Annotated in this window: 9 protein-coding genes; 5 read left to right on the top strand and 4 right to left on the bottom strand. The window is 72.2% G+C overall.

Translation table 11 applies throughout. The annotated features are described in order from the left end of the window. The first annotated feature begins 290 nt into the window (after positions 1-290). Both D0Z67_RS12560 and D0Z67_RS12555 read left to right on the top strand, forming a co-directional pair. Positions 291-1,151, top strand: coding sequence for an alpha/beta fold hydrolase (locus D0Z67_RS12560; protein WP_031184107.1), 861 nt, complete (start codon positions 291-293; stop codon positions 1,149-1,151). Positions 1,152-1,450: 299 nt separating this feature from the next. Further along, positions 1,451-5,725 (top strand): discoidin domain-containing protein, encoded by a 4,275-nt coding sequence (locus D0Z67_RS12555; protein WP_031184108.1) that lies wholly within the window; start codon positions 1,451-1,453, stop codon positions 5,723-5,725. A 75-nt stretch (positions 5,726-5,800) separates the two neighbouring features. Here the strand turns inward: D0Z67_RS12555 and D0Z67_RS12550 are convergent, their stop codons facing one another. The 3 genes from D0Z67_RS12550 to D0Z67_RS12540 all read right to left on the bottom strand — a co-directional run bounded on the left by D0Z67_RS12550 (position 5,801) and on the right by D0Z67_RS12540 (position 8,897). Then, positions 5,801-7,399, bottom strand: a complete 1,599-nt coding sequence (locus tag D0Z67_RS12550) for a hypothetical protein (RefSeq protein WP_031184109.1) — start codon at positions 7,397-7,399, stop codon at positions 5,801-5,803. After that, positions 7,396-8,172: an ABC transporter ATP-binding protein gene (locus D0Z67_RS12545; RefSeq protein WP_031184110.1), complete on the bottom strand. Its 777-nt coding sequence runs from the start codon at positions 8,170-8,172 to the stop codon at positions 7,396-7,398. The genes D0Z67_RS12550 and D0Z67_RS12545 overlap by 4 nt, the downstream gene beginning before the upstream one ends. A gap of 71 nt (positions 8,173-8,243) precedes the next feature. After that, the gene (locus D0Z67_RS12540) at positions 8,244-8,897 is read right to left on the bottom strand and encodes a bifunctional DNA primase/polymerase (RefSeq protein WP_031184111.1); all 654 of its coding nucleotides are present in this window, start codon (positions 8,895-8,897) and stop codon (positions 8,244-8,246) included. 281 nt (positions 8,898-9,178) lie between these two features. On the opposite strand from D0Z67_RS12540, the gene D0Z67_RS12535 reads away from it, so the two are divergent. Further along, the gene (locus D0Z67_RS12535) at positions 9,179-10,564 is read left to right on the top strand and encodes an NsdA family TPR-like regulatory protein (protein WP_031184112.1); all 1,386 of its coding nucleotides are present in this window, start codon (positions 9,179-9,181) and stop codon (positions 10,562-10,564) included. A gap of 127 nt (positions 10,565-10,691) precedes the next feature. Beyond that, the gene (locus tag D0Z67_RS12530; RefSeq protein WP_031184113.1) at positions 10,692-12,173 is read left to right on the top strand and encodes a hypothetical protein; all 1,482 of its coding nucleotides are present in this window, start codon (positions 10,692-10,694) and stop codon (positions 12,171-12,173) included. Between the two features lie 22 nt (positions 12,174-12,195). Here the strand turns inward: D0Z67_RS12530 and D0Z67_RS12525 are convergent, their stop codons facing one another. After that, entirely contained in the window at positions 12,196-13,512 is a 1,317-nt protein-coding gene (locus D0Z67_RS12525; protein ID WP_031184114.1) for an ABC transporter substrate-binding protein, read from the bottom strand. Positions 13,513-13,629: 117 nt separating this feature from the next. On the opposite strand from D0Z67_RS12525, the gene D0Z67_RS12520 reads away from it, so the two are divergent. Next, positions 13,630-14,130, top strand: a complete 501-nt coding sequence (locus D0Z67_RS12520) for an SCO4402 family protein (RefSeq protein ID WP_078873731.1) — start codon at positions 13,630-13,632, stop codon at positions 14,128-14,130. Positions 14,131-14,175: the final 45 nt, after the last annotated feature.

The following is a 14,175-nucleotide window of genomic DNA, read 5'->3' as shown; positions in this document are numbered from 1 at the left end:
GCGCCGGGGCCTCACCTCCCCGGTACCGACCCGGAGCCCCGAGCTCCCAGGGTCAGTCCCTCCGGACCGTTTTTCCCCGAGCGGTCCGTCCCCCCACGCCAGAGAAGATCCCCTCGGCGGTGGCGATCATTCCTCTTCCGGTGTCACTCGAACGAGGGGTGTTGGCGGAGCGAACGCCCGTGTCGAATGAGTTTTCGATAATCTGCGACGGCAGCACCAGGGCGACAGCACGACAGCGACAGCGGCGGTACAACGGTACGAAGCAGGCGGAGCTGGGGGGTGCCAGGTCTATGGCACGGCGTATCGAGGTCACAGGGGCGGGCGGGGTGCGGCTGGCCGCGTGGGAGTTCGCGGACCCGGCCAAGGAGGGGACCGGCGCCGGCGCGGGGGGTGTCTTACTCCTTCACGGCCTCATGGGGCGCGCCGCGCACTGGGCGTCCACCGCGCGCGGGCTCTCCGGGCGGTACCGCGCGGTCGCGCTCGACCAGCGCGGGCACGGGCAGAGCGCGCAGCCACCTCTGGAAGCCTGCACCCGCGAGGCATACGTCGAGGACGCCGAGGCCGCGCTGGAACAGCTCGCCCTCGCCCCCGCCGTCCTGGTCGGCCACGCGATGGGCGCGCTCACCGCCTGGCAGCTGGCCGCCCGCCGTCCGGACCTGGTGCGCGGCGTCGTCATCTGCGACATGCGGGCCTCCGCGCTCGGCGCCGCCTCGCAGGCCGAGTGGGCCGACTGGTTCCGCTCCTGGCCGCTGCCGTTCGCCACCCTCGCAGACGTCCGGCGCTGGTTCGCCGAGGACGATCCCCGCCTCGAACGCCCCGACCCCGCGCGCGGCGCCTTCTATGCCGAGGTCATGCACGAGTCCGCCGACGGCTGGCGCCCCCTCTTCGACCCCGACCGCATGCTCCGCACCCGCGAGTCCTGGGTCCACGACGCCCACTGGGACGAACTCACCCAGGTCCGCTGCCCCACCCTCGTCGTCCGCGGTCTCGACGGCGAACTGGGCCGGGCCGAGGCCCAGGAGATGGTCCGCGTCCTCCCCGACGGCCACTACGCCGAGATCCCCGACGCCGGCCACGTCCCCCACTACGACCAGCCGGGGGCCTGGCAGGGAGTACTGGACCAGTTCCTGGGCGAGCTGGGGACGCCCTGAGGCGAGCCCCCTCCCGCCTGTTCGGGTGGTGCAAGCTCTTGCGTGCGGTCAGCGGGGAGATCGGACTCTCTGCTGCCGTCGCGTTATGCAAGATCTTGCGTTGATTGCGTTCACTTGCGACGGCAATTTCACCGCTCCCTATGGCGTAAAGGTCGGCTTCATGCTGCCTGACGCGCTGAGACGCAAGCGCGTATCCGAGGAAATCTATGTCGCACCATCCGTAGACGAGGCACTATCCCTCTGCAACATTGCGATGAAACATTGCAAGAAACTGCGTATACCAGGGAGTGTGACCCCCGATGACTCGACGCAAGCCGAGATCGTGGAGACGCCGTGCAGCGACCGCTGCACTCGCCTCCGCCGTCATGGTTCTAGGGCTGCCCGCCGTAGCGGCCAACGCGGCCGGCGGTCCCGGCGCCGCCGCTGACGCCGCGATCACGGCGGGCAGCGCCCGCGACACCCACGCCGCCGCCAACGTCGGCGACGGCGACCCCGACACCTACTGGCAGGCCGGGACCAAGTCCGCCCAGTGGGTGCAGACCGACCTCGGACGCGCCGAGCGCGTCCGCCAGGTCGTGCTGCGGCTGCCCGAACACTGGCGGACCCGCAGGCAGACGCTGGCGCTGCAGGGGAGTGCCGACGGGAAGAGTTTCGCCACGCTCAAGTCGTCGGCGCAGTACGTCTTCGGTCCCGGCAACGACAACACCGTGAAGGTCTCCTTCCCCGCGACCCTCGCCCGCTATGTGCGCGCCGACTTCCAGGCCAACTCGGTCGCCTCCACCGCGCAGCTCGCCGAGATGCGGGTCCTCACCACCGCCGCGCAGACCCCCAACCTGGCTCAGGGCAAGTCGTTCACCGAGAGCGGGCACGCCGACGTGTACGGCGCCGCCAACGCGGGTGACGGAAACCGGGCCACCTACTGGGAGAGCAGGAACAACGCCTTCCCGCAGTGGCTTCAGGTCGACCTCGGGTCCTCGGTCAAGGTGAACCAGGTGGCCCTGCGGCTGCCCGGCGGATGGCCGAGCCGCAGCCAGACGCTCAAGATCCAGGGCTCCACCGACAACCAGAACTTCACCGACCTGACGGCCTCGAAGGCGTACACCTTCGACAGCGGCACCGACCAGTCGGCGACCATCAGCCTCGACACCACCACGACGCGGTACGTCCGTGTGCTGATCACCGCCAACTCAGCCTGGCCCGCGGGTCAGTTGTCCGAGCTGGAGGTCTACGGACCCGCGGCCGGCGACACCCAGGCGCCCACCGCGCCGACGAACCTGAGCTACACCGAGCCGGCCTCCGGACAGATCAAGCTGACCTGGAGCGCGGCGACCGACGACACGGCCGTCACCGGATACGACATCTACGCGGGCGGCCAGCTCCGCGCGAGCGTCGCCGGGAACGTCCTGACGTACACCGACACGCAGCCCGGCGGCATCGACGTCACCTACTTCGTGCGGGCCAAGGACGCCGCGGGCAACGTCTCCGCCAACAGCAACAGCGTCACCCGCACGGGCTCGGGCGGCGACACGCAGGCGCCCACCGCGCCGGGCAACCTCGCCTACACGCAGTCCGGCAGCGACGTGAAGCTCACCTGGCAGGCGTCGAGCGACAACGTCAAGGTCACCGGCTACGACGTCTACGCCGACAACCAGGTCGTCAAGTCCGTCGCGGGTGACACCCTCACGTACACCGACACCCCCTCCGCGACCGCCACCGTCACCTATTACGTGAAGGCGAAGGACGCCGCCGGGAACGTGTCGGGCGCGAGCAACAGCGTCACCCGGACCGGTTCCACCGGCGGCGGGTCCAACCTCGCGCAGGGCAAGCCCATCGACGCCTCCTCGTCCACCTTCACCTTCGTCGCGGCCAACGCCAACGACGGCCAGACGGGCACCTACTGGGAGAGCGCGGGCGGCGCCTACCCGGCCACCCTCACCACCAAGCTGGGCGCCAACGCCGACCTCAGCCAGGTCGTCGTCAAGCTCAGCCCGGACTCCGCGTGGGCGACGCGCACGCAGAACATCCAGGTCCTCGGCCGGGACCAGGACGCGACCACCTTCACCAGCCTCGTCGCGGCGAAGGACTACACGTTCAACCCCGCGAGCGGCAACAGCGTGACCATCCCGGTCTCGGGCGCCGCCGCCGACATCCAGCTCAAGGTCACCTCCAACACCGGTGCCCCCGGTGCGCAGGTCGCCGAGTTCCAGGTGATCGGCACCCCGGCCCCGAACCCGGACCTCAGGGTCACCGGAATCACCAACTCGCCGTCGGCTCCCGTCGAGTCGGACACGATCAGCCTCACCGCGACCGTCACCAACAGCGGCAGCAAGGCGGCCAAGGCCACCGACCTGAACTTCACCCTCGGGGGAACGAAGGTCGCCACGGCGGCGGTCCCCGCCCTGGCCGCAGGTGAGACGAAGACGGTCACCGCGAGCATCGGGGCACGGGACGCCGGAAGTTACTCCGTAGGCGCGGAGGTGGACCCGTCGAACACCGTCATCGAGCAGAACGACGCGAACAACGTGTACATTCGCTCCGACGCCCTCGTCGTCAAGCCCGTCTCCAGCTCCGACCTGCTCGCCGCCCCCGTGGCCTGGAGCCCCTCCAGCGCCTCGGCCGGTGACGACGTCAGGTTCACCGTCGCGATCAAGAACCAGGGCAGCGTGGCCTCCGCCTCGGGTGCCCATGGCGTGACCCTGACGATCCAGGACTCCAAGGGCGCCACCGTCAAGACGCTCACCGGCTCCTACAGCGGCACCATCGCCGCGGGCCAGACGACCGCACCGGTCGCCCTCGGCTCCTGGACGGCCGTCAACGGGAAGTACACCGTCAAGACCGTCATCGCCGACGACGCCAACGAGCTGCCGGTCAAGCGCACCAACAACACCACGACCCAGGCCCTGTTCGTCGGCCGCGGCGCCGACATGCCGTACGACATGTACGAGGCGGAGGACGGCACGGTCGGCGGCGGCGCCAAGGTCGTCGGTCCGAACCGGACCGTCGGTGACATCGCCGGCGAGGCGAGCGGCCGCAAGGCGGTGACCCTCAGCGGGACCGGCCAGTACGTCGAGTGGACCACCCGCGCGGCCACCAGCACCCTGGTGACCCGCTTCTCGATCCCGGACGGCACCAACACCACGCTCAATGTCTACGTCGACGGCCAGTTCCTCAAGGCCATCGACCTCACCGCGCAGTACGCCTGGCTGTACGGCAGCGAGACGGCGCCCGGCAACTCGCCCGGCTCCGGCGCCCCGCGCCACATCTACGACGAGGCGAACCTGCTGCTCGGCAAGACCGTGCCGGCCGGTTCCAAGATCCGGCTGCAGAAGGACGCCGCCAACACCTCCACCTACGCCATCGACTTCGTCAACACCGAGCAGGCGACCGCCACCGCGAACCCGGACCCCGCCGCCTACGCCGTCCCGGCGGGTTTCACCCACCAGGACGTGCAGAACGCGATCGACAAGGTCCGGATGGACACCACCGGCAAGCTCGTCGGGGTCTACCTTCCCGCCGGTGACTACGAGACCGCGAGCAAGTTCCAGGTCTACGGCAAGGCCGTGAAGATCGTCGGAGCCGGGCCGTGGTTCACCCGCTTCCACGCCCCGTCCTCGCAGGAGAACACCGACATCGGCTTCCGGGCCGACGCGACCGCCAAGGGCTCGACGTTCGCCGGCTTCGCCTACTTCGGCAACTACACGTCCCGGATCGACGGTCCGGGCAAGGTGTTCGACTTCGCCAACGTCTCCGACATCACCATCGACAACGTGTGGGTCGAGCACATGGTGTGCCTCTACTGGGGCGCCAACACCGACAACATGACCATCAAGAACTCCCGCATCCGTGACACGTTCGCCGACGGCGTCAACATGACGAACGGCTCCACCGACAACCACGTCGTCAACAACGACGCCCGCGCCACGGGCGACGACAGCTTCGCGCTCTTCTCGGCGATCGACTCCGGCGGCGCCGACGAGAAGAACAACCTCTACGAGAACCTCACGTCCACGCTCACCTGGAGGGCAGCCGGGATCGCCGTCTACGGCGGCTACAACAACACCTTCCGCAACATCCGGGTGGCCGACACCCTGGTGTACTCCGGCATCACGATCTCGTCGCTGGACTTCGGCTACCCGATGAACGGCTTCGGCACCGATCCGACGACGATCGAGAACGTCTCCCTGGAGAGGACGGGCGGCCACTTCTGGGGCTCGCAGGTCTTCCCCGCCATCTGGGCCTTCTCCGCCTCGAAGGTGTTCCAGGGCATCAGGGTCAACGATGTCGACATCGACGACTCCACCTACGGAGGCGTCATGTTCCAGACCAACTACGTGGGTGGCCAGCCGCAGTTCCCGGTCAAGGACACCCTCTTCACGGACATCTCCATCACCAACTCCAGGAAGAGCGGTGACGCGTTCGACGCCAAGTCCGGCTTCGGCATCTGGGCCAACGAGCTGCCCGAACCCGGTCAGGGCCCGGCGGTGGGCGAGGCCACCTTCCGCAACCTGCGGATGAGCGGCAACGCCCAGGACATCCGCAACACCACGAGCACGTTCAAGATCAACGTGCAGTAGTCGCCGTACCACGCTCCCCCGGCGCGGGGTCACCCTCAAGGGGGCGGCCCCGCGCCAGGGGCGTCCTGTCAGGCCCTAGCCCTTGCTCACCGCCACCAGGATCTCCGGCAGGCGGGCCGCCGTCCTGGGGGCTGCCAGGCGGAGGCCCGTCAGGGCGAGGGCCGCTCCGTAGGCGGCGCCCAGGGGGAGGAGGAGCCAGGACCAGCGGGCGCCGCCGTCGGTGATGTTGAGCCAGATCGTCGCCGCGATGACCGGGGAGCAGAGCAGGGCCGCCGCGACCATGCCGCCGAAGATGGAGATCCAGGCGAGGCCCGCCTGGCCGGGGGCGACGTTCTTGTGGCCCTCCTGCGGTATCGAGTAGGGGAAGCGGGCCGAGGTCCAGGCGCCGGTGGCGAGCATCGCGCCCAGCAGGGCCAGCGAGAGGCCCAGCACCTCGGGGAGGCGGGACCAGTCGCCCAGCAGCGCGGTGGTGACCGCGGTGACGAGGGTGGCGTACGGCAGCGTGATCAGCAGCAGGGCCAGCGCCCGGCCACGCAGCTCGGCGTAGGCGTCGCGTGGGGAGGAGACGGTCATCGCCACCATCCAGAACGCGGAGGTGTCCTGCCCGAACTGGTTGTACATCTGGATGCCGAGCATCCCCGAGGCGAAACACGCGAAGTACAGCGATCCGGTGCCCTGGATGGCATTGAACACCGGCACGATCAGCCCGATCGCCAGCGAGGTCACCCACGCCGCCTTGGTCTTCGGATCACGCCAGATGTAGCGCAGGGTCCGCTCCATCACCGCCCCCGTGCGCCCGGCCGGCAGCAGCCGGGCCAGCCCCGCCGAGGCGCGGTCCCGGCCCCCGTCGTCGGCCGCCTGGAGCGTGGAACCGTCCGGCGACGTCATCAGCCGGGTCAGGCTCCGCGCCCACGCCCCGATCAGCAGCGCCAGAAGCATTGCGCACAGGGCGAGTTGGGCCAGCGCCACCCCGTACGACCCCTCGCTCGCCGAGCGGACCGCGGCCAGTGCGGAGGCGGGCGGGACCCAGGCCAGTACGTCGGCCACCGGCCGGAGTTGGCCCAGTCCGCCCGAACCGAGCCGCTGAGCGCCGAAGTTGACGAGCTGGGCGCCGATGGCGATGACCAGGCCGCTCAGTACGGCCAGGTCCCGGCCCTTGCGGCTGGTCAGGAGGCGGACGTTGGCCGCGGCGACCGCCCGCGCCAGTGCCACGCAGGTCAGCAGTGCCAGGGCGACCCCCACCACGGCGAAGGGCCAGCCCGCGCCGTGCGCCAGCGACAGCCCGCAGCCCGCCAGCACCAGCAGGGTGAACACCGGGCCGATGCCGACCAGCGAGGCCGCGAGCAGCCCCCGTACCAGCGCCCGGGGGCGCAGCGGGAGCATCACCAGGCGGGTCGGGTCGAGGGTCTCGTCGCCGCCGGGGAAGAACAGCGGCATCACCGCCCAGCCCAGCGCCAGCACCGCGACCCCGGGCACGGCGACGGACTCCGGGTGGGACTGGAAGCGCAGGGCGACGAAGCCGAGCAGTTGCAGCAGCGCGAAGACCAGGGTGAGGACCGCCGAGGCGACGAAGGCGGCCCGCCGGCCCGTGGACTGGCGCAGCCCGTTGCGCAGCAGGGACAGCTTCAGCCGTACCAGTACCGAGGTCGCGGAGGCGGGCGTCGCGGTCGTCATCGGACCGCCCCGCCGCCGAGCCAGTCCAGATCGGACCCGGCGTCCCGCCCGCTCGCGCCCACCAGCTCCAGGAACGCGGCCTGGAGGGTCGGGTGCTCCCCGCGTACCTCGGCCAGCGTCCCGGTCGCCCGGATGCGCCCGGCGGCCAGCACGGCGACCCAGTCGCACAGCGACTCCACCAGCTCCATCACGTGCGAGGAGAACACCACGGTCGCGCCGGACGCGGTGTACCGCTCCAGCACGCCCCGGATGGTCTGCGCGGAGACCGGGTCGACGCCCTCGAACGGCTCGTCCAGGAAAAGCACTTCGGGGTTGTGTAGCAGGGCGGCGGCGAGCCCGATCTTCTTGCGCATGCCGGTCGAGTAGTCGACGACGAGCTTGTGCTGCGACCCGGCGAGGTCCAGCACGTCCAGCAGCTGGGTGGCCCGCTTGTCCACCTCGGCGCCCGGCAGCCCGCGCAACCGCCCGCTGTATGCCAGCAGTTCACGCCCGGACAGGCGCTCGAAGAGCCGCAGCCCCTCCGGCAGCACCCCGATCCGGGACTTCACCGCCACCGGGTCCTGCCACACGTCGTGCCCGACGATCTCGACGGACCCCTGATCGGGCCGGAGCAGACCGGTCACCATCGACAGGGTGGTCGTCTTGCCCGCCCCGTTCGGGCCGACCAGCCCGATGAACTTCCCGGCCGGCAGATCCAGATCGACACCGCCCACCGCGACATGCTGTCCGAACTGCTTCCAGAGTCCCCGTACCCGTACCGCTGCCTCCGTCATGACGGAAACCCTACGGTGACAGCCCTGCCCGGGGCACCCGTGCGGCGGAACCGCACCGTCCGGGTACCCGGTCAGCAGTCCTGGTTGCAGGCGTACGCCAGGGACGGGATCAGCTCCTCCGCGTCCGGCAGCCACCGGTTGGCCGGCGTCGGCCGGCACGCCCACTGCACCGCGCCCCGCGAACCGATCCGGGTCGGCGGCGCCGCCAGGTACCGCCCCTCGCCCAGCGCGACCAGATCGCGCGCGGCCGCCGCCCAGCCGACCTGCCGCACCAGCTCCGGCGCCTTCGCCGCGCCGCCCGGGAGCACGAGGAACTGCATGCGCCGGTCCGGGGTGAGGGTCACCGGGCCGAGGTTGAGGTCCATGCGCCGCATCCGGGCCAGCGCCAGGAACCCGGCGCTCTCCGGCACGGACAGCGCGTCGAAGGTGCGGCCGGTGGGCAGCAGGATCGACGCCGAGGGCTGCTCCCGCCACATCTCCCGGACGACCGCCGGGCTGCCGGTCGCACGCGTCGCCCAGTCGGGGCGCGTGGGGTGTGCGCCGGGCGCGGGACAGACGGCGTCGCCGCAGGAGCAGTACCGCACGCCGCCCACGTCCTCCAGCCAGCTGCCCGCCAGCACGTCCCAGTGGCGCTCCTCGGCGTACGCAACGGCGGTCTCCAGCAGCGATCCTCCGCGCGGGCGCGGAATCCGGGCCGCCTCGGGGCCCGCGGTCGTCTCGTCCACGTCCCACTCAACTGCCGCGTCCACCCGGAGTTACGGCCGGTCCGTGCGCCGGGGCGGCACACCGGGCCGGTCGCCGGGGCGCATGGGAGCACGGGCGGGGGCGCGCGGGAGAGGTGAACGGGCGGCGCGGGTAACCAGGAAGGGCCCGGGGCGCGCGGCGAGACGGCTTTACCCCGGCAAACCGCACATGTCGCGCATTGACGCTATGTCGACTGGGAAGTGATGTGCAGACCGGAACGACCAGTGATCTTCACGCTCCAGGGGTTCGCAGGGGGTAGCGCATGGCCGCGAGGCCGCTAGTGGCGAGGCAGCCGAACGAACGGCTGCAGGCACTCATCCAGGAAGCGGGGTGCTCGAACGCGGGGCTGGCCCGGCGCGTCAACATGTGCGGCGCCGAGCACGGACTCGACCTGCGCTACGACAAGACGTCCGTGGCCCGCTGGCTGCGCGGCCAGCAGCCGCGCGGACGCGCCCCTGCGATCATCGCGGAGGCGCTCGGCCGCAAGCTCGGCCGGACGGTCACGATCGACGAGATCGGCATGGCCAACGGCAAGAACCTCGCCTCCGGCGTGGGCCTGCAGTTCTCGCCGACGGTCCTCGGGGCCATCGAGCAGGTCTGTGAGCTGTGGCGCAGCGACGTGGGGCGGCGGGACTTCCTGTCCGGCTCCTCGGTCGCCGCCTCCGCGCTGGTCGAGCCCAGCCGGGACTGGCTGATCTCGGCGCCGGACGCCCAGGTGGCCCGGCAGGCGGGCCCGCGCGTGGGCCAGGCCGACGTGGCGGCGGTGCGCTCGATGACCCAGGCGCTGGTCGACCTCGACCACCAGTACGGCAGCGGGCATGTGCGCCCGGTCGTCGTGCACTACCTCAACAGCGTGGTCTCCGGACTGCTCGCGGGCTCCTACCGGGAGGCGGTCGGGCGTGAACTCTTCGCCGCCGTAGCCCGGTTGACCGAGCTGGCCGGGTACATGGCGGTCGACACCGGCCAACCAGGTCTGGCCCAGCGGTACTACATCCAGTCGCTGCGCCTCGCACAGGCGGCCGGGGACCGGGGATACGGCGGCTATGTGCTGGCCGCCTCCATGAGCCACCTCGCCGCCGAACTCGGAAACCCGCGCGAGATCGCCCAGTTGGCGCGCGCCGCGCAGGAGGGCGCCCGGGGCCGGGTCACCCCGCGCGCGGAGTCGATGTTCCACGCGGCCGAGGCGCGCGGGCACGCCGTCCTCGGCGATGTGCGCGCCGCGCAGGCGTCCGCCGGGCGGGCCATCTCCGCGCTGGAGCGGGCCGACGCCTCCGACGGGGACGACCCGGTGTGGATCGCCCACTTCGACGAGGCTTATCTGGCCGACGAGTTGGCGCACTGCCACCGCGACCTGGGGCAGGCCGAGGCCGCCGCGAGATACGCCCGGCAGGCGCTGGAGCGGCACCCCGCCTCGCGGGCCCGGCGCCGGGCCATCGGCTATGTGCTCCTCGCCACGGCCCAGGTGCAGCAGCGCGAGATCGAGCAGGCGTGCGGCACCGGCATGAAGGCGGTGGAGCTGCTGGAGTCGCTCCGCTCCGAGCGCGGCACCGAGTATCTGGAGGACCTCCAGCAGCGGTTGCAGCCCTTCCGGGACGAGGCGGTGGTACGGGAGTTCGGGGCGCGACTGGACGTCCGGCAGGCCGCCTGAGCAGTCGGTGTGCCCGAGTGCCCTTGTGGGAAAGGGCACTCGGGCGCTGAGCTGCGTGGCACCGGGCTCCGCGGACCCGGTAGCGTGAGCCGACGATTCCGAACGTCCTTCAATCGTAGGAGTCCCGGTGACGCAGAGTGGACAGGGCGATGAGCCCTCGGCGCGACCCGCGCACGAAGGCATCGTGCTGCCCTCCGACGGAGGGGAGCCCCTGCTGCCGGGCATGACGGGGACGCCCGCGGTGCCCCCCGGCGCCCAGCCCTGGGGCGGCTCCTGGGGCCCCGGCCAGGACCAGCAGCAGCCCCACCACCAGCAGGACCAGCACCAGCAGCACCAGCAGGGCCAGGGCTGGCCCCCGGCCGCCGCGCAGGAGTGGCAGGCCCCGGAGCAGCCGTCCGGCCCCGGCCCGATGCCGCCCGAGGGCCCGGCGTACGACGCGCAGGGCTACGGCGGCGCGCAGCCCTACCCCCAGCAGCACCAGGGGTACGGCTACCCGCCGCAGCAGCAGGCCGCGCCGCTGCCGCCGATGGACGAGGCGGCCACCCAGTTCATGCCGCCCGTGGGCCCCGGCGCCGGCCAGGGTCCCGAGGGCGCGACCCAGTACCTCCCGCCGGTCCCGTCCGGCGGCGCCGACCAGGCCGCCACGCAGTACATACCCCCGGTGGCGTCGGGCGCGCTGCCGCCCGAGGCCACCGGTGGCGACGGCCGGCAGGGCTACCCGCAGCAGCCGGCGGACGAGGCGGCCACCCAGTACATCCCGCCCTACCAGGCCGGCGGTGACGACCGGCAGCCGCCCGCCGAGTTCGACAACCTCTTCCGGGGCGCCCCGTACGGCGCCGACGCGGCCCAGGGCTCGACCCAGCAGATGCCGCGCGTGCCCGCCCCGGACCCGCGCCCTCCGGCGCCCATGGTCTCGGCCCAGCCCGCCTACCGGCCGCCGATGAACCACGACGACGACGGCGGACGGCGCGGCAGTGGCCGTACCGGTTCGCGGGTGCCGCTGATCGCGGCCGTCGGCGTCGGCATCGTCGTCCTCGGCATCGGCGCGGGCGCCCTGCTCAGCGGCGGCGGTGACGACGGCGACAGCCGGCCGGTCGCCTCCTCCTCCACCCCGTCCGACGAGAAGCCCTCGCCGTCCGCGTCCGCCGCCGACCCGGCCCAGCCGCAGGCGGCCGAGCTGGACAGGCTGCTCGCCGACAGCGGCAACAGCCGCAGCGCCGTCATCCAGTCGGTCGAGCGCATCAAGCAGTGCCAGAACCTCGACCAGGCCGCCTCCGACCTGCGCGGCGCCGCCAAGCAGCGCGCCGACCTGGTCAGCCGGCTCGGCAAGCTGTCCGTGGACAAGCTGCCGGACAACGGCGAGCTGAACGCCGCGCTGACCGCCGCCTGGCAGGCGTCGGCCGCCGCCGACAACCACTACGCGGTCTGGGCCCGGCAGGCCAAGAGCAAGAAGGTCTGCGTCAAGGGCCACGCCCGCTCGACCAACCACAGCCAGGCCGGCAACGCGCAGAGCGGCACCGCCAGCGCCCAGAAGGCGAAGGCGGCCCAGCTCTGGAACGCCATCGCCACCAAGTACGGGCTCACCACCCGCCAGCCGACCCAGCTCTGAGGTCCGGGCGCGGGCGGGGCCTTCAGCCCACGTCCGCGCCTTCCAGCGTCCGCGTCATGTCGCCGTCCGAGGCTGCCCCCGCGCCGCCCGGCCGGACGGCGGTGAGCCTGCCCTCCCGGACCACCTGGAGGGTGACGTCGGCGTTGACCAGGCGCGGGAAGCCGACCGCCGAGAGCCGGGTCTCGTCCGGCCAGCGCAGGGTCGGGGTCAGCCCGCCGGTGGACACCCGCAGCCCGCCGTCCAGGGTGTGGCGCACCGCCTCCGGGGTCACGTCACCGTCGCCGATCCGCTCCAGCACGGCCCGCAGCACGGTGTAGGCGATCCAGGTGGTCTGCACCCCGGCGTCGGCCGGGTCGATGCTGTTGTCGCCGAACGCCTCCTCGTTGATCACCTGCTTCATCGGGTTCCAGCGCGGATCGGACGCCACCGGGTACCAGCCGGTGATGTACGCCCCCTCGTACGGGCCCGAGGCGCCGCCGGTCGCGTTGATCTGCGTCTGGTCGACGCTGCCCAGCACGGTCGCCGTGCGCACCGGGGCGTGGCCGGCGCGGGCGCGGCGGAAGGAGTCCATGAAGGTGTCGGTGCGGTCCCCGAGCGCGGGCACCACGCACCCCTTGCGCGCCGGGTCGGCGGTGGCGCCGCGCAGCGCCCGCTCGGCCTCCGCCCCGTACTCGGTGGCGTCCTCGGCGGCGAGCTGGTCGGTGGCCGGCGGGTGGCCGCCCGCCTTCAGGCCCGAGTCGAGCAGCGCGGGCAGCTCGTCCCCGGCGATGCTGTCCGGCCGCACCAGCGCGACGGGCCCGCATCCGGCCGCGAGCGCCTGCCCGAGCCCCGCGAGCAGCGCGGGCTGGCCGCCGTTGACCGGGTAGGAGTACGGGCCGGTGAACTCGTCGCTGGTGACGCCGTAGCCGCCGATGTAGGGGATGCCCGCGCTCTCCAGCGGGGCGAGGAAGGAGTCCCCGAACTGGCTGTAGGAGCCGACGACCGCGACCACGTTCTCCGCGGCCGCGCGCCGGGCGCACTTGGCGGCGCCCACGCTGTCGTTGTGCTCGTTGCAGGTCAGCACCGTGAGCGTGCGGCCGCCGACCCCGCCGTGCTCGTTGAGCCACTTCGCGTAGGCGCGGGCCATCGCGGGCATGCCGGGCTTGTTGGTGGCGCCGGTGTTCTGCGGCGCCCAGGTCATCACCCGGACCGTGCCGTCCCCGGCGCCGCCCGTGCCGGGCACGGTCCCGCAGCCGGCCGTCAGCACGGCACAGGCGGCCAGCGCGCCCGCGTACCGGGCGGCCCGCCGAGGCCGGGGGGAGGAGGGGAAGCTGTCGGGGGTGCGTCGCCTGCCGGTCATGGGCCGCCACGATTCCCGCACATCGCCAACCGGGGAGTGACACCCGGTCGACCATGGGTGACACCGGGGTGAACACCGGGGGCGGATGTGGCGCGTGTGGCGCGGAACGTACGATCGATGACCGTGCAAGGTTCGGAGAACTCTTCCCGTCGCGGCCGTCGCTCCTCCACCATGGGCGGCATGCCGCTTAACGACATGCCGTGGTGGCGCTGGCGCAGCAACGTGCGCTCCGCGCTGCACATGCTCTCCGACCCGGCCTTCCAGCGCGACGTCTGGCTCGCGGGCGTGGAGGGGTACGGGGACGTCACCGACGCGGTCTACCGACTGGTGGAGGACACCTGGCTGGACAACTGGTCGGCCGAGAAATACGTCGGCACCATCTTCCGGGACTCCCAGGAGGCGGCGCTGGTGGACACCGCCGTGCTGCGGGTGCTGCGGATCATGCACCAGGTCGGCCCGGACGCCCCGGTCTCCGTCTACCTGGAGCACCCGCAGTGGCCGGAGGCGGTACGGGCCGCGCAGGACGCCCATCTGCGCCTCGCCGCCAGTGACGGCGACGACCCGGCGGCGGTGCCGCGCAGCCTGGAGGCGCTGCGGGTCCTGACGACGGCGATCTGAGGCCCCGCCCGGCGTCCGGCTGACGGACACGGGACCCGGCCGGGC

The sequence above is a fragment of the Streptomyces seoulensis genome (assembly GCF_004328625.1).
GTDB classification, from domain to species: domain Bacteria; phylum Actinomycetota; class Actinomycetes; order Streptomycetales; family Streptomycetaceae; genus Streptomyces; species Streptomyces seoulensis.
The sequence above is the reverse complement of the archived record's forward strand: the minus strand, read 5'-3'. Positions and strand labels throughout refer to the sequence as shown.

Bases quoted from the DNA above. Each gene is read 5' to 3' on its own strand.
- D0Z67_RS12525 (WP_031184114.1), bottom strand. From the start codon at position 13,512: ATGACCGGCAGGCGACGCACCCCCGACAGCTTCCCCTCCTCCCCCCGG.
- D0Z67_RS12560 (WP_031184107.1), top strand. From the start codon at position 291: ATGGCACGGCGTATCGAGGTCACAGGGGCGGGCGGGGTGCGGCTGGCC.
- D0Z67_RS12535 (WP_031184112.1), top strand. From the start codon at position 9,179: ATGGCCGCGAGGCCGCTAGTGGCGAGGCAGCCGAACGAACGGCTGCAG.
- D0Z67_RS12520 (WP_078873731.1), top strand. From the start codon at position 13,630: ATGACCGTGCAAGGTTCGGAGAACTCTTCCCGTCGCGGCCGTCGCTCC.
- D0Z67_RS12545 (WP_031184110.1), bottom strand. From the start codon at position 8,172: ATGACGGAGGCAGCGGTACGGGTACGGGGACTCTGGAAGCAGTTCGGA.
- D0Z67_RS12555 (WP_031184108.1), top strand. From the start codon at position 1,451: ATGACTCGACGCAAGCCGAGATCGTGGAGACGCCGTGCAGCGACCGCT.
- D0Z67_RS12550 (WP_031184109.1), bottom strand. From the start codon at position 7,399: ATGACGACCGCGACGCCCGCCTCCGCGACCTCGGTACTGGTACGGCTG.